The sequence below is a fragment of the Salinibacillus xinjiangensis genome, from assembly GCF_009649735.1.
Classification (GTDB): domain Bacteria; phylum Bacillota; class Bacilli; order Bacillales; family Alkalibacillaceae; genus Salinibacillus; species Salinibacillus xinjiangensis.
The window spans coordinates 48,446-73,243 of the sequence record NZ_WJNH01000010.1 but is presented as its reverse complement, the minus strand read 5'-3'; the positions used below and the strand labels follow the sequence as shown (position 1 = coordinate 73,243).

Annotated in this window: 19 protein-coding genes; 15 read left to right on the top strand and 4 right to left on the bottom strand. The window is 37.6% G+C overall.

Going from position 1 to position 24,798, the window contains the following annotated elements; translation table 11 throughout:
- Positions 1 to 4 precede the first annotated feature (4 nt).
- Positions 5 to 697 (top strand): replicative DNA helicase, encoded by a 693-nt coding sequence (locus GH754_RS15035; RefSeq protein ID WP_153729507.1) that lies wholly within the window; start codon positions 5 to 7, stop codon positions 695 to 697.
- A gap of 62 nt (positions 698 to 759) precedes the next feature.
- Here the strand turns inward: GH754_RS15035 and GH754_RS15030 are convergent, their stop codons facing one another.
- Complete coding sequence (locus tag GH754_RS15030) at positions 760 to 963, bottom strand: cold-shock protein (RefSeq protein ID WP_153729506.1); 204 nt, start codon at positions 961 to 963, stop codon at positions 760 to 762.
- Positions 964 to 1,426: 463 nt separating this feature from the next.
- On the opposite strand from GH754_RS15030, the gene GH754_RS15025 reads away from it, so the two are divergent.
- From GH754_RS15025 to GH754_RS14975, 11 genes are all read left to right on the top strand, one after another.
- A complete protein-coding gene (locus GH754_RS15025; protein ID WP_153729505.1) occupies positions 1,427 to 1,864 on the top strand; it encodes a VOC family protein in 438 nt (145 codons plus the stop codon).
- A gap of 401 nt (positions 1,865 to 2,265) precedes the next feature.
- Positions 2,266 to 2,688 (top strand): hypothetical protein, encoded by a 423-nt coding sequence (locus GH754_RS15020; protein WP_153729504.1) that lies wholly within the window; start codon positions 2,266 to 2,268, stop codon positions 2,686 to 2,688.
- A 17-nt stretch (positions 2,689 to 2,705) separates the two neighbouring features.
- Complete coding sequence (locus GH754_RS15015) at positions 2,706 to 5,153, top strand: molybdopterin oxidoreductase family protein (RefSeq protein WP_323742048.1); 2,448 nt, start codon at positions 2,706 to 2,708, stop codon at positions 5,151 to 5,153.
- 58 nt (positions 5,154 to 5,211) lie between these two features.
- Complete coding sequence (locus tag GH754_RS15010; protein WP_153729502.1) at positions 5,212 to 6,033, top strand: halocarboxylic acid dehydrogenase DehI family protein; 822 nt, start codon at positions 5,212 to 5,214, stop codon at positions 6,031 to 6,033.
- Between the two features lie 1,248 nt (positions 6,034 to 7,281).
- A complete protein-coding gene (locus GH754_RS15005; RefSeq protein WP_153729501.1) occupies positions 7,282 to 8,826 on the top strand; it encodes a spore germination protein in 1,545 nt (514 codons plus the stop codon).
- A 20-nt stretch (positions 8,827 to 8,846) separates the two neighbouring features.
- Positions 8,847 to 10,007, top strand: a complete 1,161-nt coding sequence (locus GH754_RS15000; RefSeq protein ID WP_194841372.1) for a Ger(x)C family spore germination protein — start codon at positions 8,847 to 8,849, stop codon at positions 10,005 to 10,007.
- Between the two features lie 222 nt (positions 10,008 to 10,229).
- Positions 10,230 to 11,306: a GerAB/ArcD/ProY family transporter gene (locus tag GH754_RS14995; RefSeq protein WP_153729499.1), complete on the top strand. Its 1,077-nt coding sequence runs from the start codon at positions 10,230 to 10,232 to the stop codon at positions 11,304 to 11,306.
- Between the two features lie 205 nt (positions 11,307 to 11,511).
- Complete coding sequence (locus GH754_RS14990; protein WP_153729498.1) at positions 11,512 to 12,480, top strand: tRNA dihydrouridine synthase; 969 nt, start codon at positions 11,512 to 11,514, stop codon at positions 12,478 to 12,480.
- 42 nt (positions 12,481 to 12,522) lie between these two features.
- On the top strand, positions 12,523 to 12,993 hold the full coding sequence (locus tag GH754_RS14985) for an SRPBCC family protein (protein ID WP_153729497.1): 471 nt from the start codon (positions 12,523 to 12,525) through the stop codon (positions 12,991 to 12,993).
- A 178-nt stretch (positions 12,994 to 13,171) separates the two neighbouring features.
- A complete protein-coding gene (locus GH754_RS14980; protein ID WP_153729496.1) occupies positions 13,172 to 13,642 on the top strand; it encodes a GNAT family N-acetyltransferase in 471 nt (156 codons plus the stop codon).
- Between the two features lie 46 nt (positions 13,643 to 13,688).
- On the top strand, positions 13,689 to 13,946 hold the full coding sequence (locus GH754_RS14975) for a hypothetical protein (RefSeq protein WP_194841371.1): 258 nt from the start codon (positions 13,689 to 13,691) through the stop codon (positions 13,944 to 13,946).
- Between the two features lie 164 nt (positions 13,947 to 14,110).
- On the opposite strand, the gene GH754_RS14970 is transcribed toward GH754_RS14975, so the two are convergent.
- The gene (locus tag GH754_RS14970) at positions 14,111 to 15,115 is read right to left on the bottom strand and encodes a DUF3231 family protein (protein ID WP_153729495.1); all 1,005 of its coding nucleotides are present in this window, start codon (positions 15,113 to 15,115) and stop codon (positions 14,111 to 14,113) included.
- A 259-nt stretch (positions 15,116 to 15,374) separates the two neighbouring features.
- On the opposite strand from GH754_RS14970, the gene GH754_RS14965 reads away from it, so the two are divergent.
- The gene (locus GH754_RS14965; RefSeq protein ID WP_153729494.1) at positions 15,375 to 16,016 is read left to right on the top strand and encodes a hypothetical protein; all 642 of its coding nucleotides are present in this window, start codon (positions 15,375 to 15,377) and stop codon (positions 16,014 to 16,016) included.
- A 136-nt stretch (positions 16,017 to 16,152) separates the two neighbouring features.
- Here the strand turns inward: GH754_RS14965 and GH754_RS14960 are convergent, their stop codons facing one another.
- Both GH754_RS14960 and GH754_RS14955 read right to left on the bottom strand, forming a co-directional pair.
- Positions 16,153 to 16,323, bottom strand: coding sequence for a hypothetical protein (locus tag GH754_RS14960; protein ID WP_153729493.1), 171 nt, complete (start codon positions 16,321 to 16,323; stop codon positions 16,153 to 16,155).
- A gap of 257 nt (positions 16,324 to 16,580) precedes the next feature.
- Positions 16,581 to 17,468: a cation diffusion facilitator family transporter gene (locus GH754_RS14955; RefSeq protein WP_153729492.1), complete on the bottom strand. Its 888-nt coding sequence runs from the start codon at positions 17,466 to 17,468 to the stop codon at positions 16,581 to 16,583.
- A gap of 547 nt (positions 17,469 to 18,015) precedes the next feature.
- Here GH754_RS14955 and GH754_RS14950 point away from each other — a divergent pair.
- Together GH754_RS14950 and betA are read left to right on the top strand one after the other, a co-directional pair.
- Entirely contained in the window at positions 18,016 to 21,450 is a 3,435-nt protein-coding gene (locus GH754_RS14950) for a YncE family protein (protein ID WP_153729491.1), read from the top strand.
- Between the two features lie 875 nt (positions 21,451 to 22,325).
- The gene (gene betA / locus GH754_RS14945) at positions 22,326 to 24,011 is read left to right on the top strand and encodes a choline dehydrogenase (RefSeq protein ID WP_153729490.1); all 1,686 of its coding nucleotides are present in this window, start codon (positions 22,326 to 22,328) and stop codon (positions 24,009 to 24,011) included.
- The last annotated feature ends 787 nt before the right edge of the window (positions 24,012 to 24,798 follow it).

Genomic DNA, 24,798 nt, shown 5'->3' with positions numbered 1-24,798 from the left:
CATCGTGGCGGCAAGGCCATCTGTTGGGAAAACCACTTTTGCCCTGAATCTAGCGGCCCGTCATTGCAAACAGGGTCAGGAAGCGTTTGTTTTCAGCTTGGAGATGGGCACAAAACAGCTGTTGCAGCGAATGATTTCTACAGAAGGCCACATCAACGGTCAAAAATGGCGGAGTTCAGCCTTTTCTGATGAGGATTATGAACAGGCAACCCAAGCTGTTGGAGAAATTTCAAGTTGGAGGCTGGATATTTTGGATAAGAAAACGACGCTACATGATATTCGCCATGCTATTCGGAAAAAGATACAGGCAACGCCAGACAGCCATCCACTCGTGATCATTGATTACCTTCAGTTAATTATCCCAAATTATAAGCACGAACGGCATGACATTAGTCTAGGCGAAATCACCCGTGAGTTGAAGCTGCTTGCGATTGAACTTGAAATTCCAATTATACTTCTGTCCCAGTTGAATCGTGCAGTCGAATCCAGACAGGACAAGCGGCCGTTGATGTCAGATTTGAGAGGATCTGGGAATATCGAACAGGATGCGGACGTGGTTATGTTTTTATATCGGGATGGTTATTATAACCGGGATGAGGAGGGGAGTGAGGACAAGATTGAGATTATTTTGTCTAAGCACCGGAATGGGCCGACGGGGACGGTAGAGCTTGGGTTTGTGCGGGAGTTTGTTCATTGACAGGCACCCACTAAAAAAACAGGCCCTATTTAAGGAGCCTGTTTCTATAAACCATTTTAGGATTAAGAAGCTTTTTGAACGTTAGCTGCTTGCGGTCCACGGTTACCTTCTTGGATATCAAAAGAAACGTTTTGACCTTCTTCAAGTGTTTTAAAGCCTTCACCTTGGATAGCAGAGAAGTGTACGAATACATCGTCTTGCCCTTCTACTTCGATAAACCCAAATCCTTTGTCTGCGTTAAACCATTTAACTGTACCTTTTTCCATTTTTGTTGCCTCCTAGTGCGTTACCACACATTGTATTACTATTCTTGCCCAAAAGTATCATAAAGACGAAAAGTCCATATTCATAATATCCTTTACACCGAACAAAAATAATTATTTTTATTATAGCAGGTAACGGCGTGAATTGCAAATTAATGGAATTTAACTAAAAATTCCACAAAGAGAAAGAACATCACTGCTCAGAATAAATATACTGTCACAGGATCAAATCTGAGGACGATTACTTTTAAGGTATCGTCTTTCTTACAACTATACCTTCAGTATGTAAACCAAGACCGTCACATAGAAATACAATGATTTTTAAACTATCTACAGCCAATGTAATTACTGTAATTCGTGTTCTAATAAGAATGGCACCTCCTAAACTAATTGAAGCTATTAAGCAATTGAGAAGAAATCTTTGGGAGACATATGTGATAAACTTAGGAACAAGGAGGTATTGGATATGAAAATCAATCGATTAGATCATGTTGGTATAATCGTTAACGATCTTCCTGCCGCGAAAGCGTTTTTTCTTGACTTTGGCCTTGAAATGCTGGGAGAGGGAGAAGTGGAAGGAGAGTGGGTAGAGCGTATAATAGGGCTTCAAGACGTTAAAGAGGAAGTTGTAATGTTGCGAACGCCAGACGGTGAAGCGAATATAGAACTAGTAAAATTTCACACGCCATCAGATGAAAATGGCATACAGCGTTCTTTGGCAAATACTCTGGGTCTTCGGCATATTGCTTTTGCAGTTGAAGATATTGAAGCCCTTGTTACCAAATTGAAAAAGAAAGGCGCAGGACTTATTGGTGAGATACAAAATTACGAAAACACTTATAAATTATGCTACGTTCGTGGGCCAGAAGGAATTATTTTGGAATTGACTGAGAAAATCAAATAAATATTATGGGCGACATTATTTCTCCAACTTGGTATTCAAACTTGTTCTAACAGAAAAAAACAACTTTGTTGTATTGAACATCATTTTATATTGTCGGTATCCATTTAAAAGACTTTGTAGAGTTAAGCAGATGGGCGCTAATGTTGGATAAGCAAAACAAAAAAACAACAGTTTTATTTACTGCGCAGTACAAGAATACTATCACTTTAACTTGTTAAGCATCGAATAGTTATTTTTATACCACTAGATAAACCATTTTTTGATGTATTTTCTATAAATTTTTAGAACAATACACTAAGGTTTATATTCCGCTACAATAACGAATCATATAAGCCTATTCATAACATATACCTATAATGTATATTTGTGTTTTAACAAATATCTTTTAAAGGGGGGCTAAAATGTACTATACTATTGCTCGAACATATCAAATTTTCCAATACATCCTCGCGAATTTTCCTATTAATAATAACCCATTAGAATCACGAATTAGACCACTCTTATATGAATCAAATCATGTCATTTATCAGATTCTTCTTATCCTACATCAATCCCAACCGAACCTTCATCAATTAAAACAATTATTTTCTGTTCTTTACAGAGATGACGAGGCTCTGGATCCACTTATCCGGGAATGGGGAAGAGCTTCCATCTGGATGGAAATTACGCCATCTAACGTTGTTCAACATCGGTTAGATTTGTATCAAAGTATTCAGAAAGACTTAGAGCGATTGGTTCCTTATATTAAAGGTATTTATGGGGAAGAAGATACTAGATATATTGTTCCACCGTTATATCGAAAGGAAGTAGGTGCTAACTATTGAATTGGGAGAAATCAAGAGTGGATATTAATTTATACAGCCAAGGAGATATAGACCAATGGGTGTATAGTACATGTAACATTTGTTCCATTGGTTGTGGCTGTTATATCGGAGTAAAAGATAACAAAATCGTTGGGATAAAAGGGAATGAAGATCATGATATAAATCGAGGGCGACTCGATCCGAAAGGGGAGAACCAATGGTACGCTAACAATAGCCAAGACCGTTTAACAACGCCATTAATTAGAAAAGATGGTACCCTGCAGCCTGCTTCTTGGGATGAGGCGATGAACCTTATTGTTACGAGGACAAAAGAAACGCTTCGGACGATTGGTTCCGATGGGATAGCGTTCTACTCTACTGGTCAAGGTACACTAGAAACCTACTATACGATAGCTAAGATTGGTAGAGCTGGTTTACGCTCTCATTTATTAGATGCGAATACAAGATTGTGTACCGCAACGACCGAGTGGTGCTTGTTTCAATCGTTTGGTTCAGATGGTGTTCCTTCTTCGTTTGAGGATGTTGATTTAACCGATACAATCATGTTTTTTGGTCATAATCCAGCAGAAACTGGCACGGTATTTTTCGAACGAATTATGGAGCGAAAACGCCGTACAGGAAAGCCGTATATCATTGCCGTTGATGTTAGAAAAACACTCACAGCTAAAGAAGCTGACTTGTTTTTGCAGTTAAAGCCTGGAACCAATTTGGCGTTATTGAATGGAATCGTCCATCTTCTGTTAAAAAACGGTTGGGTAGACAAAGATTTTATCGGAAAACACACAGTTGGTTTTGAACGTATTCATTGGGCTACCGAAGCCTGGACACCTTCCATGGCAGAAACAGTAACAGGAATACCAGGGCATATCATTGAGATGGCTGCTCAAGTTATAGGGAAAACAAACTCCTTGGTATGTACCACACTTCAAGGTGCTTACCAAACAGCGGATGCCACTAGTACTTGTGTGGCTATTAATAACATTCATTTAATAAGAGGATTAATCGGCAAGCCAGGTAGTGGGCCGTTACATATGGCGGGGCAACCTAGTTCTTCTGGGAACCGGACTGTTGGTGGCGTAGGTACCTATCCAGGGAACAGGAACCCGGGTAATCCGAAACATATTAAGGAAATGGCAGAACTTTGGAATGTGAACACGTCAGACTTAGAAGTTGGACCAGAAAAGGGTATTGAGGAAATAGTTCATCTAATGGAAATAGGAAAAATTGGCTTGTTTTGGAACATCAATACAAATCCAATGGCATCTTTACCAAATCGGCAAAGAGCAAAAAAAGCATTTGAAAATACCTTTGTTGTTGTTCAGGATCCCTTTTTAACCGAAACAACCGAAGTGGCAGATATTGTTCTTCCTCCAGCTATTTGGGGAGAAAAAGAAGGAACAATGGAAAATGCAGATCGAACAATTAATCTACTAACGAAGGCGGTCGATCCACCAAATGGTATAAAAAGTGATTTTGGTATTTTACTAGATTTTGCAAAACGAATGGGTTTTAAGGACAAAGATGGTAAACCACTAATTACTTACGAAACACCAGAACAATGCTTCGAGGAATGGAAAAAAGTCTCTAAAGGAAGGCCGAGTGATATGAGTGCTGCCACTTATGAAAAGCTGAAAAAATATAATGGACTACGTTGGCCAATTGATGAAAAGCACCCACTTGGTACTCCAAGGCTATATTCTGATTTTAAATTCCATACCTTCCCCGATGATGCGCAGAGCTATGGGAAGGATTTATTTACTGGTAGACCTAGGACGAAAGAAGAGTTTGAATCAATGCAAGCAAACGGAAGAGCCATTCTTTATGGCACCCATTACGTACCGCCATTGGAGCAACCAAGAGAGGAATATCCATTTTGGCTAACTACTGGTAGACTCGTTTGGCATTGGCATACAAGAACGAAAACGGGTAGATCTCCTTATTTACAAATGATAGCTCCCGAAGGCTATGCGGAGATAAATATTGTAGACGCAGAAAATTTAGGCATAATTCCAGGGGAACTTGTCAAAGTTTCCTCCCCAAGAGGTTCAATTAAAGTTCCAGCTCGAGTGGTTGACACGGTTCAACCTGGACTTATTTTCGTTCCTTTCCATTATGGAACGTGGGAAAATAATCAATCTGCCAATGAACTTACTGTTGATTTTACAGACCCGTTATCAAAGCAGCCTACTTTTAAGCAGTGCTCCTGCAAAATTAAACCAGTACGTAATAAAATCATGATTTCTGAAAACCAAACCTTTGAGAATATTGCAGAAATCAATGGATTGTCATTGGAGGAATTGGCTAAAATCAATCAAATGATACCACCCTATCGTGCAGATATTGGAGATCAAATTGAAGTACCACTTTCTCGCGCAAATGTAGAAATTCCTCCTTATATGCCATACCGAAATATAGAAAGGTACCCGCATTTCTCCCAAGCAGAATTACCTTTTGAAAAAGAGTAGGGACAGAGGACCTGTTACTACTCTTTCTCAGTATTTCCCAAAGAAAGGTGGTAAAGAAATGATGCAGTATGGGTTTCCTGAAGTGTTTGAGTCGGATGCGGGTGGGATTGTGAAAGAAGTGTATGAGGATATTAAATACGTTCTTAAAGTACCACTGGTTAATTTTATCTTTCGTGCATTAGCAAATTATCCAGAGTTTTTAACAATAGCTTGGCAACAGGTTAGACCTAACATGTTGACCATCAACATGGAGACTGCTGCGAATAAATTACGATTTCCAGCCCTAACAACAGTACCTCAGTATGATTTTAGTAAAAATCATCATCCTCAAACGCTTAATCATATTCATAATATTATCTCTACTTTTCAATATGTAAACCCGAAATTGCTATTGATTGCGAGTTTGTTGATAGAAAGTTTAGCAGACCGTCCCATCACTACACAAAAACCGATAGAAGGACATATCCAACCAGGTATATATAGTCAAATACCCCATATTGATCTAGTTCATATTCCACAGGCTCCGATTTCCCTTAGAACACTTTTATTTGATGTCGCCAAAACTCACAATTCTTTCGATGTAGCAAGTGATTACCGAGCACTAGCAAACTATCCGAAATTTTTACATGTTACCTGGTCTCACCTAAAGCCATATATAAGTTCCAATGAATATACAATTCTAAAATCAGCCATCTTAAATCAAGCTGTAAATGTTTCTCGGGAGGAGATGCCGTATTCAGTATGGATAGACAACAATTACTTAGCTAACATCTATTCCCCAGATCAAATTGCTGGAATCATGGGGGTAATTTCTTTTTTTCATCAGTTTTTACCTGGTTTAATAATCGAGAATGAATTTATGAGGAGGATGATTATTTAGTATTAGAATTTAAAGCACCATCTATCTTTTTTTAATCCAATTTAATTTCTTATTAAAGCAAAGGTTCGTATATAAAGGAAGAACAACTGCTGCGCAGTAAACAAGACTATGAAAAAAAATCTTCAACAATCTACCGTGATTGTTGAAGATTAAGATTGTTTTGCCCTTTAGAGTGAGTTAGATTCCTGCTCTACTTTCCCTTTCAAAAACCGCTCCATCCCCTCCTTAAAAAGCTCCACTTCATCATTCGTGTTTTATGGAGCAAGACCAATACGTATCGACCCACCGCTTGGATACACTTGTAATTTTTCCGCCATTGTAGATGCGTAAAAGTCCCCATCTGCAATGGACATCCGATATTGCTCGAAAAACCACTTGGTGACGTCTCTTGAATGATGATTTTTTAATGTGAAAGCTAGTGTGGGCGTTCTTTTGGTGTTGTCTGGTGCACGATAAATCGTAATGATTGTAAATATTCTTCGAGTTCGATTGCTAGCTTGTCCTCATATTCTTGAATGGCTTCTACACCTAAAACAATCTTTTTAAACTAAAAGTAATAATATCTTCTTATTGTACTAACGAGTGTTGGACCAAACGCTACCTCGTTTGGTTTACAAACTCTTAGATTTAGAGTATTTTCAGAATTTATATTCCTCTCTAAAATTCTTTTAACGAATAAAGATGAAACACCAATAATAATAGATAAAACAGACCAAACCTTATGCGACTTGTTCTGTTAATTGGTATGTTGTTTCGTATTTTGTACTCTAAATCCGAACCCATTAGTCCATTTTTCGTATGTTTTTTTATATTCAATTCTTACTGTAGCTCACATTGTGGTCCATTATGAACTACAATTTGGACCACAATCCGGCCCCATTATATAAACAAAACAAAAACAGAAACAAAACAAAATATCATACAGATGACAGCCCCGAAATTTTCCCCATCATGGTTTAAATTTTTTCCAAAACATAGACACCAAATCGCTCCTCTTCGCGATTATAAACAAGATTGAGATTATTTTATCCAGGCATCAGAATGGGCCGACGGGGACGGTGGAGATGGCGTTTGTGCGGGAGTTTGGTGAGTGTGTTAGTAGGAGATAATAACAGGTGCCTGTCACTTCAACCTTTGTCCCAATGACGCAAAAGAAATGTCCCCGTTCATTCCCTGGTTCGGCCTATTAAGGATAAAAATATTCCTATCAGGGAAAGGTAAACCAAAATATGTATTGAGGTACCTATTATGAGAAGATTGTTTAATATTCTAAAGCACAATCGTAAAAGTAAGATACCAGAAACAATGGATTTAGCTATATCAACTGACCTGGACAATAATATCAAATTCTTAAAGAAACAGTTTGAAAACTCATCTGACGTAGTATTCCGGCAAATAACGACAGCTAAAAATAAAGCTTATATCATTTTTGTTGATGGCTTAATTGATTCAGCACGAATTGAACTTCATGCCATACAGCAGCTGTTGGAGCAAACACCAGCCGATGCGCTAGATACGACTTACATAGAAGAACAGATTATTTCAGTTAATTCTGTCACTGAAGAAAATAAATTTAAAAAGCTTCTAAAGCAAATTTTAGACGGTAATACTATTTTGTTAGTTGATAAATTTGATAAAGCATTAGTATTAGGTGCAAAAGGTGGTTCAAGCAGAAGTATTTCAGAGCCAGATACTGAATCAGTTATTCGCGGTCCACGTGAAGGGTTTACAGAGAGCCTCCGAGTAAATACATCATTAGTAAGGCGAAAAATCCATTCTAACCATTTAAAAGTTGTATCTAGAACTGTCGGTACCGAGACGCAGACATCGTTAGCAATTCTTTACTTGGAGAATCTTGCTCCTCCGCAATTAGTTGAAGAGGTTCTAGCTAGAATTGATCGGATTAAAATTGATGGAATATTAGAAAGTGGATATATAGAAGAATTAATCGAGGACGATACTTGGAGTCCTTTTCCACAAATCCAAAATACGGAAAGACCAGATACGGTGGCTGCTAATTTATTAGAAGGTAGAGTATCCATTATAGTAGATGGAACACCTTTTGTACTCATACTACCAACAAGCTTCTGGCAGTTCATACAAGCAAGTGAAGATTATTATCAACGATTTCATATATCAGTTTTCTTACGTTTATTACGGGTAACCCTTCTTTTTCTTGCTTTATTAATGCCGGCCCTTTATGTAGCAATTGCGTCTTTCCATCAAGAAATGATTCCTACAACGCTACTTTTAAGTATTGCAGCAAGTAGGGAAGCTATCCCCTTCCCTGTATTTATTGAGGCGTTAATTATGGAGCTTTCGTTTGAAGCCTTACGAGAAGCGGGCATCCGGTTGCCGAAAGTTATCGGCCAAGCGGTTAGTATTTTGGGTGCACTGGTTATTGGAACAGCAGCTGTTGAGGCGGGGATTGTTTCAGCACCTATGGTTATTATTGTTTCTCTAACTGGGATTGCTTCCTTTACGATACCGAGATTTAACTTGGCTATATCCATTCGACTATTACGCTTTCCAATGATGATACTTGCAGGAATCTTTGGCTTGTTCGGAGTCGTTTTAGGCTCGATTGTTTTATTAACACATCTTTGTAAGTTAAGATCTTTCGGTGTCCCCTATTTCTCTCCACTTAGCCCATTAAAATGGAGTGATCTAAAAGATGTATTCATCCGTGTACCTTGGTGGGACATGGACCGTCGACCAAAACAGTTTGTAAAAGAAGATCCAGTAAGAGAGGGAAGTAATTTAAAGGCTTCTCCTAATCAGAAAGAGTCTTAAGTATGAATAGGAGAATGATGATGACTTTATGCAAAAAAGTGTATTTACTTATATTTTGTTTATTCGTTTTAACAGGATGTTGGGACCGCGTTGAAGTAAACGACTTAGCCTTCGTAACGGCAACAGGAATTGACAAAATAGAAGAAAATAAGTTTAGAGCAGCTGTTCAAGTTCCTTTGCCTGGTAATATGGGTGGAGCTGGTTCATCCGGTGGTGGAGGTGGATCCGGTGGGGAATCCCCTTTCTATGTTGACTCTGGAGTAGGAAGGAATATAAGAGAAAGCAACGATGATCTTCAACAAAGGATGTCAAGAAAACTTTACTTCTCTCACCGTCGAGTCATTATTTTCGGTGCAGACATGGCGAAAGCTGGATTTAAAAAGTCATTAGAAGTAATTATAGAACAACCTCAATCAAGATTGTCTGCTTATGTTCTAATTGCAAAAGGAAAAGCGATTGAGGTGCTAAACGCTACCCCGCACTTTGAACCATTTTCATCGGAAACGATTAGAGAAATGGCAAAATCTAGTTTTGGAATTACAGTAAAGGATGTCTTGAATGATGTGGAAAAGCCCGGTAAGGACCCTGTTATTCCTATAGTTGAAACAGCAAAGACCCAAAACGGAGACGGAGAAGATAAAAATGACGAAGTTATGGTTAATGGTGCAGCCATTTTAAAAGACGACAAATTGAAGTTCTTTGCGAACGATGAAGAAGCCTTAGGTGCTTTCTGGTTACTTGAAGAGTCGCCTGAGAAAAATTACACTTTTTCTGTGGGAGATAATAAGGAAATAAATGTAAGTATTGATGAAAAAAACTTGAGACATACCTACTCCGTTTTGGGAGGTGTACCATCTTTTTCATTAACGTTAGATGTAGAGGCAGCCGTGATGCAAAATGAGGCTGATATAGATATGGATAATCTTGATAGCTACGAGTTAGCAATAGACAGCATGGAGAAAAAAATCAAGAAAGAAATTGATGCACTATTAGATCACTCTACATCTGAAGGAATTGATGTCTATGGTTTCGGATGGCACTTGTATCGACATGACAATAGACAGTGGGAGGAGAAATGGGCTGATAACTGGAGTAGCACGCTGAAAAAAATGGAAATTGATGTACAGGTAAACGCAACAATTCAAGAAACTACGAATCCGGGAATAACAATAAAGGAATGATTAAATTATGGTTGGAACAATAGGAATCCTATCGATTTTACTACTTTTCCTAATAACCCAGCATAAAAATATAAAGCAACTAAAAGAGCGAAAGTGGGTTTACTTATTCGTTTTGGTTACAGCAGGTACTTCTTTGTCCCTTTCATTACCTTTTTCACTTAACGGTCTGACAGAATATTTGAATACGACTGTTGGAAATTTAACTAAGATGGTGGTCTCCTGATGAAACAATTCATTTCACCATTCCAATTAGCCATACTTGTTGCTAATTTTATATTTGCTGCAGCATTAATAACACTACCACAAATCCTTACACAAATATCAATCCAAAATACATGGATTGTTCCATTTCTTGTCTATCCAATAGTGGTAGTGCTTTTATTAATAGGTTTTGGAAGGGGAAACATTCTACAAAGTAGTTTTTTAACCAATCATAGATCAAGTCTTCACCATCTTTTTTATATAACTATAGGATTGTTTTTAGTAATTGTTTATATTAGGGATTTACGTGCCTTTATTGACTTCACATCCAGAGCATTATTGCCGACTACTCCTATTGAAGTAATCGCAATATTAGTATCCGTTGTCTTACTTTATATAAGTTCCACCGGTATCGAAGTGGTAACAAGAATTACAGTGATTCAATTTATTATGCTAAGTGCCACAATCCTATCACTCCCTTTCATGTTATTGAATGAAATAGAGTTATCACACATCATGCCTATTTTAGGAACAGACACAGTTGAAAACTTAAGTAAATCTTCTTTCGAGCTACTACCTTGGATGGGTGAATCCCTTATCTTCTTTTTCCTACTTGGAAATGTGGCGGCTAAAAAGGGAGTGAAGCGAGCTATAATCATTGGGGTAAGTATTGGTTTTTTCCTTTTATTCCTATTGATCATCACGAGCATTGCGGTTTTAGGAGAAAACATTGTGTCAAAGTCGATCTATCCAAACTTTATCATGATCCAACAAATCAATATAACCGACTTTTTGGATCGGTTGGATTTAATTATTGTTATCTTATGGATGCCAGTGTTGTTGAGTAAATTAGCTCTTACCCTATATTGTATTCATCGAGCATTTTTTAATCCAAATGGTGGGACTACATCGAACTTACTAATGACTCCATTAAGTTTATTGCTAGCGGTTCTAGCCATTATCCTATTTGAAAATAATACTGTTCACTTGGAATTCACCTTTCTCACTTGGACCATAATCGGGATTGTAATGGAATTTCTCTTGTTAATCCTAGTTTTAATTCTAAGGTTCAGGGCAAAAGCAACTAGTCTTAGATAGAATTGACCAAGAGACTAACCCCTTGATTTAACAGGCGCCTGTCACTTCCCGATTTATGTCGAATGTGATTCGGCTGATTTCGGGAAGTGACAGGCACCCGTCTCTTATGGTATAAGTGTAAAAGAAGCAGAGGTATCTTTGCTTTTTATTTTTGGGGTCACATCAGTTTTAGTCCTGATGCCCTGATCATGAGAGGGTTTTAGATATGACAGATAATTTTTGGCGTGATTTACCACGACCTTTTTTTATACTAGCACCAATGGAAGATGTGACGGATGTTGTGTTTCGTCATGTCGTGAGTGAAGCGGCAAGACCTGATGTGTTTTTTACCGAGTTTACCAACACGGAAAGCTATTGTCATCCAGAGGGAAACCATAGTGTGCGTGGACGTTTGACTTTTACAGAGGATGAACAGCCAATTGTCGCCCATATATGGGGGGATAAACCCGAATATTTCAGGCAAATGAGTATTGGGATGGCGAAGGAAGGATTTCGCGGTGTGGATATCAATATGGGCTGCCCCGTACCTAATGTGACATCAAATGGAAAGGGCTGCGGACTGATTCGTCGACCCGATGTTGCGGCAGAGCTCATCCAAGCAGCAAAAGCGGGAGGATTACCCGTAAGTGTGAAGACGAGGCTTGGCTACACAGAAGTCGATGAATGGCGCGACTGGCTTACCCACATTTTGAAGCAAGACATCGTCAATCTGTCTATTCACCTGCGTACCAAAAAGGAAATGAGTGATGTGGATGCACACTGGGAACTAATTCCGGAGATTAAGAAGCTTCGGGATGAAGTGGCGCCAGATACCCTTTTGACCATCAATGGGGATATTCCTGATCGTCAAAAGGGATTGGAGCTCGCTCACAAGTACGATGTGGATGGGGTTATGATTGGACGTGGGATTTTTAAAAATCCATTCGCCTTTGAAAAGGAGAAGAAAGAGCATAGTAGTGAGGAATTGTTGGAGCTCTTAAGGTTGCATCTTGACCTCTTTGATCATTATACCGAGGAACTTGAACCACGCCGATTCAAATCTCTCCAGCGCTTCTTTAAGATTTATGTCAAAGGATTTCGAGGGGCGAGTGGATTGAGGAATCGATTGATGAGTACAAATTCAACGGATGAAGTACGTACGATGCTTGATGAGTTTGGATCGTTGCAGGACTAGGCGCCGCGCCTTATCTTATTTGGGATAAAGGAGGTCTCATTCATGAGTAACTATGGTAGTCTCCATAAAAATGCAGGAAGACATGTTTTGGTTTTTGAACGAAAATACCCGTTTAGTCCTGAAAAAGTATTTCGTTATATAACGGAACCTGATTACTTCACGCAGTGGTATCCATTTGCAACAGGAGAAATGGAGCTTCGTGTCGGTGGAAAGATAAAGTTCGACGATGGTGAAGGGTCAACCTATGAGGCGGTTATTACCGAATTTAATCCTCCATATTCCTTTTATTTTCGGGAGGTTGATGATTTGTTAGCGATGAACATACATGAAGCAGATCAAGGATGTACCCTTACATTCCGTCATATGTTTGATGATCCAACATACGCGATATATATGGCTGCCGGCTGGCATAGATGCTTGGACGTCCTTGGTCAATTAATTGATGGTCGTACAGATGAATGGGAGGATAATGCGGCTGAGTTACGTGAATATTATCAAGAGAAGTTTGAATAAGGTGCAGGTAAACTAAATGACTTACTACTTTACACGTGAATTCGCGATTGAATTCACGTGTTTTTTTAGTGCAAGATTAAATAGAAAATTATGTTAAAATCAGTGCAAGGGTACACGTACTTAATGTAAAAAGCAGTTGTTTGGTTGAAAAAATTAAATAAAATAAGCGGGTGAGGTTATGGAGGTAAGGTTAGATAAAGCAACTGATAAAGATGCAAAATTTATTTTTGATATTCAAGTAAAGGCTTTTAAGCCACTTTTGGATAAATATAAAGATTATGAAACCAACCCAGCAAATGAAACTGTTGAAAGAGTTATAACGCGAATAAATAATCCTAATAGTGATTTTTATAAGATATTTGCAGATAACAAACTTGTAGGTGCTATCTGCATTTCCTGGAAAGAAGAAGTTCAGTTTTGGATAAGTCCCATGTTTGTTCTATCTTCTTATCAAGGAATGGGAGTAGCTCAGAAGGCTATAATTTTAATTGAAGAAATGTTCCCTCAAGCAACAACATGGGAATTAGCTACAATTATAGAGGAGGAACGAAATTGTTATTTATATGAAAAAATGGGCTACACCAAAACAGGAGTTAGGAAGAAGATAAACGATAACGCCACCCTTATTTATTATAAAAAGGTTTGTTAGGTAGATAGTTTGAGTGTACACAATGCTAGAAAATGGGGAATAAAAAATGCTACCAATTATTTTAACTATAATACTACTAATCGCACTTATGTTTTCTATATCTTCTCTGATGAAAAAAAGAAATAAGGCTGGCATTACCGGGGTGAAAAGTGCTTTGACTGCAATCTCCTTTTACCTTATTGGTATAACAAACCTTTTAGCGTATTGGTTTCATTTTATAGGAATAATCAATTGGTCTATAACAGTTATATTGTTAATTTTAGGTGCTTATTTCACAAAATATATGCCTGTGTCTGAAAAGTGATTGTTAAGCTAAAGGTAGCTTCTATTGTGTTATTGGCGAAGTTTCAAAAGGTGCCTGTTTTTTCCTGGTTTTTGTCGAGTGTCATTCGATTTAATTTGGGAAGTGACAGGCACCGTTTTCAGTTTCTCAAAAGTATTCCTATTCATTTGTAGGCACCTTGCCTATCAATTATCTTTAGCAATTTCTTTTCTATTTGGAGCGAGAGGTGGCTGCTCTAACCACTTGTTTTTAGTCATAAGATTAAACCACTCTTTTGTGATGATGAGGTTTTGTAAAATGATTTTTTCATAATTCATAAGAAGGTCTGTTCTCATGGCTGATGCAAGTCCGGTTCCATGATAAGCTTGAGAAGTCTGCAATAAAAACCCAATGTGGTATAACATCAACTTATCTGAAAAAGGAGCTTCTTGAGAAATGGTTATCTCTGTTTCCCAAGACATAGGAACCGGCAAATTATCTTGATGTAGGATTTTTCCTAATGATTGGATTTGCTGATCAGAAGTTTGTTGTGCCGATTGTAAAAATTTTCTTACACTTTTAGATTGAGCCACTTGGCTAAATGCCATTGAAAGGGTTTTCTCCATAATCTTTTTTTTCATATTAAAAGAAAGTGAGATAATTTCTGTTGCTGCTAAAGGTCGTTGATCACGAAAAAAGCCATCTAAAAATTGTTGACCTAATACGAATTCAGGATTTTTTTCAGGATAAAAATAAGGGTCTCTTTGGAAGTGTCCTTTTTCTAGAAGAAGTTCAATGGTTTGATGATACATTCTCTTGCCGTCATTATCACAAGAATCGTAAAAATCCCTTAAATCCTTTCTTACAGAGGAACTAAGAGATGCTGTATGTCCGAGCAAGCCGTGAAGGGTCATAATGTGCAAATAGTGTAAACAAAATATGTCCGAAAATAACCTTTTAGTACCTTGATTGAGATCTGAGTCAGTAAATCCAATTGGAACTGGAAATCCTTCGTTTTCAATGAACGTTGTAATCTGTTCTTTTTGACTAGAAAATGTCTTTATTGCATCTTCAAAAAGCGCCCTAATCTTTTCATCTTCTATGATTGATAACATATACTTATTTACAATATCAACCGCTGTTCCATTTACGTATTGTCCCCACAATGTTCCTATCTCAGTAGATGTGAGCTTTAAACTTTCTTTATCCATCTAATCACCTCATACTCATATTTCCCTTCAAATTGGTATTTATAATTATCGATTATTCTTTCTAACTGAGGAGATCAAAAAGTGCCTGTCACTTTCCGGTTTTTGTCGAGTGTCATTTGGTATTAAGCTATCCTTATTTGCAAAGGGTAGGATTTTTTATTTTGATCACAATAACACGATAGGAAACAATATTTTGGAAAACTGAAACAAATCATACACTTTTTCGTATGTCTTTATAAGAGGTGGGGAGGGGATATATGTGCTTAAACAAAAGACGTATATCGGAATTATTATCTTTTTAGTTTTTGTTCTATTTGTAAGTTTTTATATCAAAGATGATGACAACAAACAATATCAGGAGCTGCTGAAGGAGATAGAAGACACGGAACAGAAAAATTCGGAACTGCATCTTCAATTGGAGGAGGCAGAAAAAGAGAAGGAAGAGGTAAAGCAGAGTTTGGTAAAGGAGATTGCAAAGGGATTTAAATATCGGCAGTTTGATGTGAATTTTTCTAACTTATCTTCATTTAGTCCAACCCAATTTTATGAAGAAATGTATAAAAAATTTAATGAATATGCAACAGAGGATGCCATGGAACACCTGCTAAAACATAATGCTTTTTATCACGCTGTTATGATGGCAGAAGGTACGCGTAGCAATTTGAGAATGAGCCAAATGCACATAAAAGATTTAAAGTTTGAATCAGAGGAAGAGGTCGTACTTTTTTATGATGTTGACATAGAGTTTGAACGACTAGATTTAGAGAATCAAAAACAATATATGACAAACCCAGGTATATTACGTTTGATTCTTACGGATGATGGCTGGAAGGTAAATATTGATGAGCAAAGAATGAGGTCCTTGGAAGAGGTTAAGGAACATTTAAATCAACAGGAATGATTGATATGCTAATAAGGGCAAGAATTTATTTACGGGTACCTTTCACTCCCAGGGTTAAGCACTCCCAGGTGGTTGATATATCAATCCTGATGAGTGCTTTTATGTAAATTAAAAATCAAATGTCGGTTAAGAAATACTACTCACTAAACTCCTTTACACACCACTTCTTATCTGAATGGGTATGAGTGTTAAGTTTTTTAGCAAAGACTTCAGCCTCCGAATAATGATGGAAGGTCTTATTAGAATTACGATTTGAGTCTTTTAGGATTTCTGTTTTCCCTTCTAATTCCCTCAATATTATGTACATTATGAATCCACTCCCTATACACAGAATCCTAGATTTGTATAATATTATATCCCAAAGTTATAGATTTTCGGGTTAAAGTTTGTTTAAGAATTCTTTACGATTTTAAAGTTATATTACAACCAATATGTTAGTGAACAAGTGCCTGTCAATTCCCGGTTTAAGTCGGAAAGTGCAGGCACTTGTGCATGATTACCACTTTTCCAAAGATATCAAGTACGATAAAAAGACAAATAAGAGATTTCCCTTACTTGTCTTTGTTAACGTTTTTTTCTAAGTTTATTCTCAGCTGGCTCTACATGAATATGGACATAGTTTATATCCATACTTTTTTGTAGTTTGTCTTCAATTTTATCTGCAATGATATGCCCCTCTAGCACAGAAATATAGGGATCAACCTCAATAATAACGTCAATTAATGGATTGCTCCCATGATACCTACCTTTTATGTCTTTTAATGTTATGACACCGGGCGTTTGAATAATGACATTTTCTATATCTTTTAAGTTTTCATCTTCAAAACTGTCTGTTAAAGAGAGGGAGGAATCTTTAAAAATGTCCCAGGCAGTTTTACATATTAAGATCCCTACGATGAATGCAGTAATCGTGTCAATCCAAGCAAAACCGAATTTTGACCCAAAAATACCAATACATGCACCAATACTAACTAACGCATCAGATTTATTATCTTGTGCGGCAGCCATCATGGCGTGACTCTTAATCTTCTTCGCTAATCTGAAGTTAAATATAAAGACTCCAAACATGACGCATGCACTGAACAAAGCTGTCCAAGCAGCAATGATGTCAGGTGATTGCTCTTTTGGGGTAATGGCAGATAGGGATGCATCATAAAGGACATGTAGGCCCACAGCCATAATGATGAAAGAAGCTAATAGAGCGGCAATTGTCTCTGCTCGGAAATGTCCATATTGATGATTATGATCTGGTGGTTTTCTCGATATCTTAAGCCCAATTAAAACTGAAATGGATGCAATGATATCAGTAGAGTTATTTAATCCGTCTGCTGTCAGTGCCTCAGACCCTGCTATATTTCCAATTAATAGTTTTAAACTAGAGAGAATGATGTAGGCTATAATACTGAGCCAAGCGCCAATTTCTCCTAGCTTTAAATTTTCGGTATGACCCATTCTTTTGCTCCTTCACTCCATAATTCAGCTTTATTAGATTACCATAGCGATATCGTGTGGGTCTACAGAAATCTTTTTGTATGAAGGAAACAATTATTTGTCTGGGAAAGATATATCGATATAATAGTCGGCTGAAACGATCGAAGTACCTAACATTTATCTCGGATGAAATTTATTTTCATTCGGGATAATAAAATCAAACCAAAAATCAAGGGCTGTCAAGAGTCGGCATTATTCGGTGATAATGATAGATATTTCATGCTGTGGTTACCGCAAAAGACATGAAGCTGAGAGATGTTAATTCGAGAGTGACAGGGTACCGAAAAAATAAAGTGGGGGAGTCATACTTAAATATTCTATAACTTTGAATATTTTCAAAAAATAGGTGTTTTTTACTATAAAATCGATGTCGCTTTCTGTCGATAATAAATGAAGTGCAATATTTAACTAATAGAGAAAATATTGCCACTAATAGATAATTTAAGGGGGGACATAGAACGGTTACACAGGAAATTAATATGAATAATAAATTAAGAGGGGGAATTTGATGAGAAAGAGCTTTATAATCTTTATCATCTCAACATTACTAATATCAATTGTTATAACGGAATCTCTTATTAACAAGGCATACGCAAGCGACGACAGTGTAATTTCCTTAGAATCAGACAACTTAGTTGATTGGATACTTGATAAGGAAAATAATACAATCTACGCCATTACAACTAATGGTAATTTACATTATATATCTTTGGACTCATTTCAGATCATAAATACTTTTCCAATAGGTAAAAACCCAGTCGATCTTGATCGACAGGATGATCAGCTATACATATCCTTACCAGACTTTTCTGCAATAAAAGTATTTGATCTGGTATCCCAGAAGGTTGTTAAGGATATCCAAACTTCCTATAACCCGTATAGAATTGCGGTTAGTCATGACCAAATTTTTTATGTAGATGATCAAAGTGAAACACTGTATGACTACAGTTTAGCCACAGCCTCGGAAGTAGAGGTAACAGTTCAGGGAGAAAACTATTCGTCATTTTATAAGCCAGTAATACACTTAGAAGACGAAACCGATACTTTATACATTGCTGAGACAAACTTATCAGGAACAGAAATAGAGGCTATTTCTACCATTGATTATGCAGTTAAAAGCCAATCTACTTTTGACGAGGGGTACGGATTTCCTTATCCGGAAAGACATTTGCTGCTAGATGGACAAGAGGTTTATTTTGCGGGTCATAAAATAAATCAGACGAATTTAGAAGAGATTTATGGTGTATATACAGAAAATTACAGTCCAAATTCAAATAATATTACAGCAGCAGACGTACTTGCGGTGGATGAAAACTATGTTTACTCCACCAAAAGTATATTTGATCGAGAGACGTATAGGAAAGTAGGGTCATTTCAATCCGAGGTTAGTCACATTTTAACAAATGGTCAGGAAAGATACATTTACAATGCCGATGATCATACCATAACTATACACAATGATACCTTTTCAGCTCCTTCCGTTGAGTCGGAGGTACTAAACAATAAGCTTTTGCTTGATCAACAAGTGGATGACTGGGTAATGGATGAAACGAATAATCGCATTTATGCTATTTCTGAGAGTAGTAATGAGCTGATTTACATTGATACGAATACCATGAAGGTTGTGGCTAGACAGTTTATTGGTTCTATCCCAACTGACATTGAGTATTTGGATGGAAAGCTGTACATTGCTCTTTTTGGTGGTACAAAAGTAGCGGTGACTGAACCTATACCAAACGTTCCAGTAACGTATATAACCACAAAGCAAAACCCATTTGAAATCGAAACAGATGGGACGAATTTGTATTATACCAAGGAAGATCAATGGGTTGAGATTTATCATATTGACTTAAGTACCAATACTGAAAAAATAATAGAACCAACAAATACAAACGTTTATAACTACTATGAAGCAAACATTGAACTAGATAGTCAGAATAACCAGTTATATATAGCAGAATCTGGACTATCAGGTTCAAGTCTATATGTAATGAATGTAGTAAATGGTAGTCATGTGATGGCAACAGACTACAATGATGGATACGGTTTTCCTTATCCTGGGCGTCAAATGTTACTAGATGATCAGTACGTTTATTATGCAGGGTTTCGATTACAGAAATCAGACATTACGGTAGAACAAGGCAGCTATTTTAACAAAGGCGAAGATCTAGTGTCCTTACAGGGGGATTATGTTTTTTCTTCTCATAAAATCTATCATAAGGATACCCTGTTACCGGTTTATACTTTTCCACAGGATATCAGAATTAATCTAGCAAACACCAATAGTAAGGGAGAGATATTTCTTTCTGTTCCTGGAAAGAATGCTATTTATAAGTTCAATTCACTTGAGGAATTGCAGCAACGTATCGTAAAGAATCCTCGAAATAGCTTTAACCCGAATGGAAAATTTCAATTGAATTGGGATATGGTGACCGGGGACGGCTATAACATCTATGCGAAGAAAACAGATGCAGAAACAATGAACTTGCTAAATACATCACCGTTAATGGAGCAACAATATACGGTAACCGACTCACAGTTGAAGAACTGGTATGGGAATACGGTACAATTTGGAGTCAGATCGGTATTCGGAGAAAGTGAATCTACTGACATGAAAACGATAGAATATACTTTTGATATTCCTGTTCCATCAAATCTACAATCTAAATTTGAGGAAGTGCCTGTTGAATTAAAAGAACAATATGGTGAAACATTTTTCACGGTAACCTGGGATCCTGTTAATTTAATAGACGGCTATAATTTCTATTATTATACGGATGATAGCACGGTTAAAACAAAGGTTGATAATATTTCAGCAGATGACCAAGAGGTTTCCTTTCCAAGCTCATTCACTGAATCATGGGAAGGCAAAACCGTTTACTTCCAGGTCGCATCTGTTGTAAATGGAAAAGAATCGAACCTATCTGAGGCCCATAGTTATACATTTGGGAAAAACTCAGATGACTCAACTCCAGAAGAGCAACAGGATAAAGAGGAAGAAAATGGGGATAATGAACAACCATCGTCTGAACCAACAACTGACAACAATACCGACAATGAAGAGTTACATACAGATGAAGAGCCAAGGGGAAAAACGGAACAGCCTGAGAATGGTTCAGATAAAGATTCAAGTAATGTAGATTCAGAAGAGGAGCAAAGTGACGAGTCAGAAGAAAATCACACAACTAAAGAAGAAAGTACTACCTCTGAACAAAATTCACAAAATGATGGAAATAAAGTATACGTACATCATACAAAAGAAGGAAACACTGTAGTCGTTTCAGAAGAACAATTTAATCAACTAGAGAATAATTCTGAAGTAGGAATCGATTTAACTGATTCTGAGGATCCAACCAGTGAAGTTTTATTTACAACACATCAAATAACGGTATTAAAAAGAACAAATAGTAGTATTTCAATAGAAAAGGATACGACAAGCGTTTATCTCCCATCGTCTATTTTTGATGACAACGCTCAGGAAACGAGAATAACTCTGAAAAAAGAGGATGCTGTAACGGGAGCTATCAGTGATGTTTATGATTTTACAATCACTCAAGGAAAAGATATTCTTAGCCAATTCTCAGAGCCAGTATTATTATCTTTCAAAGTAGACAAAAGCAAAGTCGATAATCCTGATAACGTAAAAGTTTATTACTATAATGAAGAGGAACAGAGTTGGGAACTGATTGGTGGCGTTTATAAAGATGGTGTCGTAACTGCAGAAACCAATCACTTCAGTAAATATGCTGTATTTGAGAAGGAACAAACAGCATCAGCTGACGAACAAGCTCAGAAGAATGTTGAAGAAAAAGGAACTGAAAAAATGGAATCTGAAGATCATTCCGAAAAAGCTGATTCTTCTACATCAACATTTATTTGGATTATTGTAGGGGTGCTTGCGGTTATTGGGTTAATCGTGATCTATATTAGAAAGAGAAGGTAGTTCTCGCCTATTTGACGGTGCAGGGCACGAATAAAATGAATTGTGTGCGTTGCTTGATGAATTTGGTTTTGGTAATTAAAAGGTGCTTGTCACTTCTAGTAATTTGGGAGTGGCAGGCACCATTTTTTTGTTGTGAAGAAGGGGGACGGGAATAGGTTCACATTTGACGGGATTACATGAAATAGTGACGGAAATATGCCATGAGTTGATGGGAATAAAGAGCGTGGACGGGAATAAGAGGAAAACAGACGGAAATACAGTGATAGTCAACTAGAATAGTAGCTGTCATGACAAGAATCCCACAGCAATTGACGTGAATAACCATCTAAATGACGTAATGCTTATTCCGCTAAAATGTTACGACGTGAATCATCTGCATGTTGACCGATTCTCCAACATACTGACGGAATAAAATCATAAACTGACGTGATTACAAGAATTATAGACGGGTTTCGTTCACAGATGCCTGCCACTTCCCTGTTTTTGTCGAGTTTGGGGAGTGGCAGGCATCTTTTCTAATGCGCTGGTTTACAAAAAAAACACGCTATGGTATATTAAAAAAGTTAAAAATGTTAAATAAAAATTTAACTAAATTAACAAACGGAGTAAAATGCAATTTGAGTGGTTCTGCTCTGATTAAATAAAGGACTTCACTCACCCATTTATGCAAGCTAGTGGGTTCATACTGGCTTTGGCAGCATGGTTAGGTAATTCCGGATAGAGAGAATACATATAACCTTCTTAATGTATTAATGCCTAAGCTGTTGTATGGGTTTATGACCCTATTAAACAATTAACTAGTTTCAATAATTGAAGGCTGTTAATAAAGTTTTCATCACACATTGAATTCTAAACATCATAGGAGGTACTTAAAAATGAATCAAACATATGACTACGTAATTATAGGTGGCGGTAGTGCGGGTTCTGTACTCGGTGACCGTCTTAGTGCAGATGGGAAACGCAGTGTACTAGTTTTAGAGGCAGGACGTAAGGATTTTTCATGGGACTTATTAATTCAAATGCCTGCCGCTTTGCCGTTCCCTGCAGGTAAAAGCCTTTACGACTGGAAATATGCATCTGACCCTGAACCATACATGAATGGACGACGTGTCAAGCATGCTCGTGGAAAGGTGCTCGGAGGTTCGGGCTCCATTAACGGTATGATTTTCCAACGTGGTAATCCAATGGACTATGAACGTTGGGGAGCAGACCCAGGAATGGAAAATTGGGACTTTGCGCATTGTCTTCCGTATTTCAAACGCATGGAAAATGCTTTAGCCGCAGATCCAGACGATGAGTTTCGTGGCCACGATGGTCCTCTCAAATTGGAACGCGGACCAGCCACTAACCCTTTATTCCAAGCCTTTTTTGACGCAGCTGTCGAGGCTGGCTATTCGAAAATTCCTGATGTGAACGGTTTTCGACAAGAGGGGTTTGCACCGTTTGATAAGCATGTATATAAAGGTAGACGGTTTGGGCCTTCCCGTGCATATCTGCATCCGGCTATGAAGCGTCAGAACCTCACTGTCAAAACGCGTGCATTTGTAACAGGTATTGACTTTAATGGTACTCGTGCGAATGGTGTAACATATCAACGTAATGGGAAGACTCATCATGTCACTGCTGGTGAAGTCATCCTCGCAGGCGGTGCAATCAATACGCCGCAGCTCCTTCAATTGTCAGGTGTGGGGGATGCTGAACACTTGCGTTCACTTGGCATTAAACCAGTAGTTGATCTTCCTGGTGTAGGTGAAAACCTTCAGGATCATCTTGAAGCCTACATTCAATATGCTTGTCCACAACCGGTTTCTGAGCAGCCTAACTTAAATAAGCTGAAGATGCCTTGGATTGGTCTGCAGTGGATACTTGGACGCAAAGGACCAGCAGCTACGAACCATTTCGAAGGGGGAGGCTTTGTTCGTTCGAATGAGAATGTCGACTATCCAAATTTAATGTTCCACTTCCTGCCGGTAGCTGTACGATATGATGGAAAGAAAGCAGATACGGAGCACGGGTTCCAAGTACACGTTGGACCTATGTACTCTGATGCTCGAGGATCACTGAAGATTCGCTCGAAGGATCCTAAGGAGCATCCAAGCATGGTCTACAACTATCTTTCTACTGAACAGGACCGTCGTGAGTGGATTGAAGCCGTACGAATTTCAAGGGAAATTATGTCTCAGTCAGCTATGGCACCATACAATTCAGGAGAAATTTCACCAGGTCCTTCCGTTCAAACAGATGAGGAGATTTTGGATTGGGTGGCAAAGGATGCTGAGACGGCACTTCATCCGAGCTGTACAGCTAAGATGGGACCAGCTTCAGATCCAATGGCTGTCGTGGACCCTGAAACTATGAAGGTTCATGGTCTTGACAATGTCCGTGTAGTCGATGCATCTGCAATGCCTTATGTGACGAACGGAAATATCCATGCACCTGTCTTGATGTTGGCAGAAAAGGCATCTGACATTATTCTTGGACGTAAACCTTTAGAACCAATTAATGCTGACTTTTATCGTCATGGCGTACATTCACCTGATGCTGGGACATTAAAAGCATAAACCAAATCATACTTATCAATCAAAAGGCACTCTATCTAAAATGATAGGGTGCCTTTTTTGGTTAGAAGATAGATTTTGCTATCCCCATTTAAATGTAATTTACTTTTATCGAAGAATCGATGAATCGAAAGGTGATGCCTCTACATATAACGCTACGTAAATGACAAAAGGGATTTTGAAGTAGATTATGCACTTATGGCCTTGTGCGAAAGAGGAGAGTGTTTCGACTGCGGTGGATACAGCTCAATGAATTCTTGATATAAATTAAGAAGCTATCCCTTTATTGAGTAGTTCAGTTTTGGAGTGCAAAATTGCAATTTGTATCCCTAATTGGACTACTATTTTTATATGAAATTATAATCTAAAATGTAAGGCTTTTTGTTATCGAAATTGTATAACTAGTTAAAAGAATTTTTCTACAATCAAATAGTCAGCTTGATGAATGGGAGATAGAGGCAGATAATCACAACTTTAAATTATTTTGGTCTCCATTAGACAACTTACCACAAATTGTTTCTCCTCAAAATGAGTGGCTTGTCTATCTATTAAATGAGATGAATAATTTTTAATATTATATTCTAAGCAAACGCTTATTAAATTAACGGGAGCTTTTCTTTAGTAACGAATTGCCCCTAGTTCCATTAAAAAAGCAGGATTGTTGAATAAGACAATTCGTATACTGAATTACGCATAATTATCTTGACCATTTTTTACCATTAGAATAAAATAAAAATTAATTAATTATAGAAAGTGAGTGAATTTGATGATTGCAGAAAATAGAAGAAAT

Excerpts from the sequence above, each read along its gene's own strand:
- GH754_RS15030 (WP_153729506.1), bottom strand. The coding sequence starts at position 963 with ATGGAAAAAGGTACAGTTAAATGGTTTAACGCAGACAAAGGATTTGGG.
- GH754_RS15025 (WP_153729505.1), top strand. The coding sequence starts at position 1,427 with ATGAAAATCAATCGATTAGATCATGTTGGTATAATCGTTAACGATCTT.
- GH754_RS15020 (WP_153729504.1), top strand. The coding sequence starts at position 2,266 with ATGTACTATACTATTGCTCGAACATATCAAATTTTCCAATACATCCTC.
- GH754_RS15010 (WP_153729502.1), top strand. The coding sequence starts at position 5,212 with ATGATGCAGTATGGGTTTCCTGAAGTGTTTGAGTCGGATGCGGGTGGG.
- GH754_RS15005 (WP_153729501.1), top strand. The coding sequence starts at position 7,282 with ATGAGAAGATTGTTTAATATTCTAAAGCACAATCGTAAAAGTAAGATA.
- GH754_RS15000 (WP_194841372.1), top strand. The coding sequence starts at position 8,847 with ATGACTTTATGCAAAAAAGTGTATTTACTTATATTTTGTTTATTCGTT.
- GH754_RS14995 (WP_153729499.1), top strand. The coding sequence starts at position 10,230 with ATGAAACAATTCATTTCACCATTCCAATTAGCCATACTTGTTGCTAAT.
- GH754_RS14990 (WP_153729498.1), top strand. The coding sequence starts at position 11,512 with ATGACAGATAATTTTTGGCGTGATTTACCACGACCTTTTTTTATACTA.
- GH754_RS14985 (WP_153729497.1), top strand. The coding sequence starts at position 12,523 with ATGAGTAACTATGGTAGTCTCCATAAAAATGCAGGAAGACATGTTTTG.
- GH754_RS14980 (WP_153729496.1), top strand. The coding sequence starts at position 13,172 with ATGGAGGTAAGGTTAGATAAAGCAACTGATAAAGATGCAAAATTTATT.
- GH754_RS14975 (WP_194841371.1), top strand. The coding sequence starts at position 13,689 with ATGCTACCAATTATTTTAACTATAATACTACTAATCGCACTTATGTTT.
- GH754_RS14970 (WP_153729495.1), bottom strand. The coding sequence starts at position 15,115 with ATGGATAAAGAAAGTTTAAAGCTCACATCTACTGAGATAGGAACATTG.
- GH754_RS14960 (WP_153729493.1), bottom strand. The coding sequence starts at position 16,323 with ATGTACATAATATTGAGGGAATTAGAAGGGAAAACAGAAATCCTAAAA.
- GH754_RS14955 (WP_153729492.1), bottom strand. The coding sequence starts at position 17,468 with ATGGGTCATACCGAAAATTTAAAGCTAGGAGAAATTGGCGCTTGGCTC.
- GH754_RS14950 (WP_153729491.1), top strand. The coding sequence starts at position 18,016 with ATGAGAAAGAGCTTTATAATCTTTATCATCTCAACATTACTAATATCA.
- betA (WP_153729490.1), top strand. The coding sequence starts at position 22,326 with ATGAATCAAACATATGACTACGTAATTATAGGTGGCGGTAGTGCGGGT.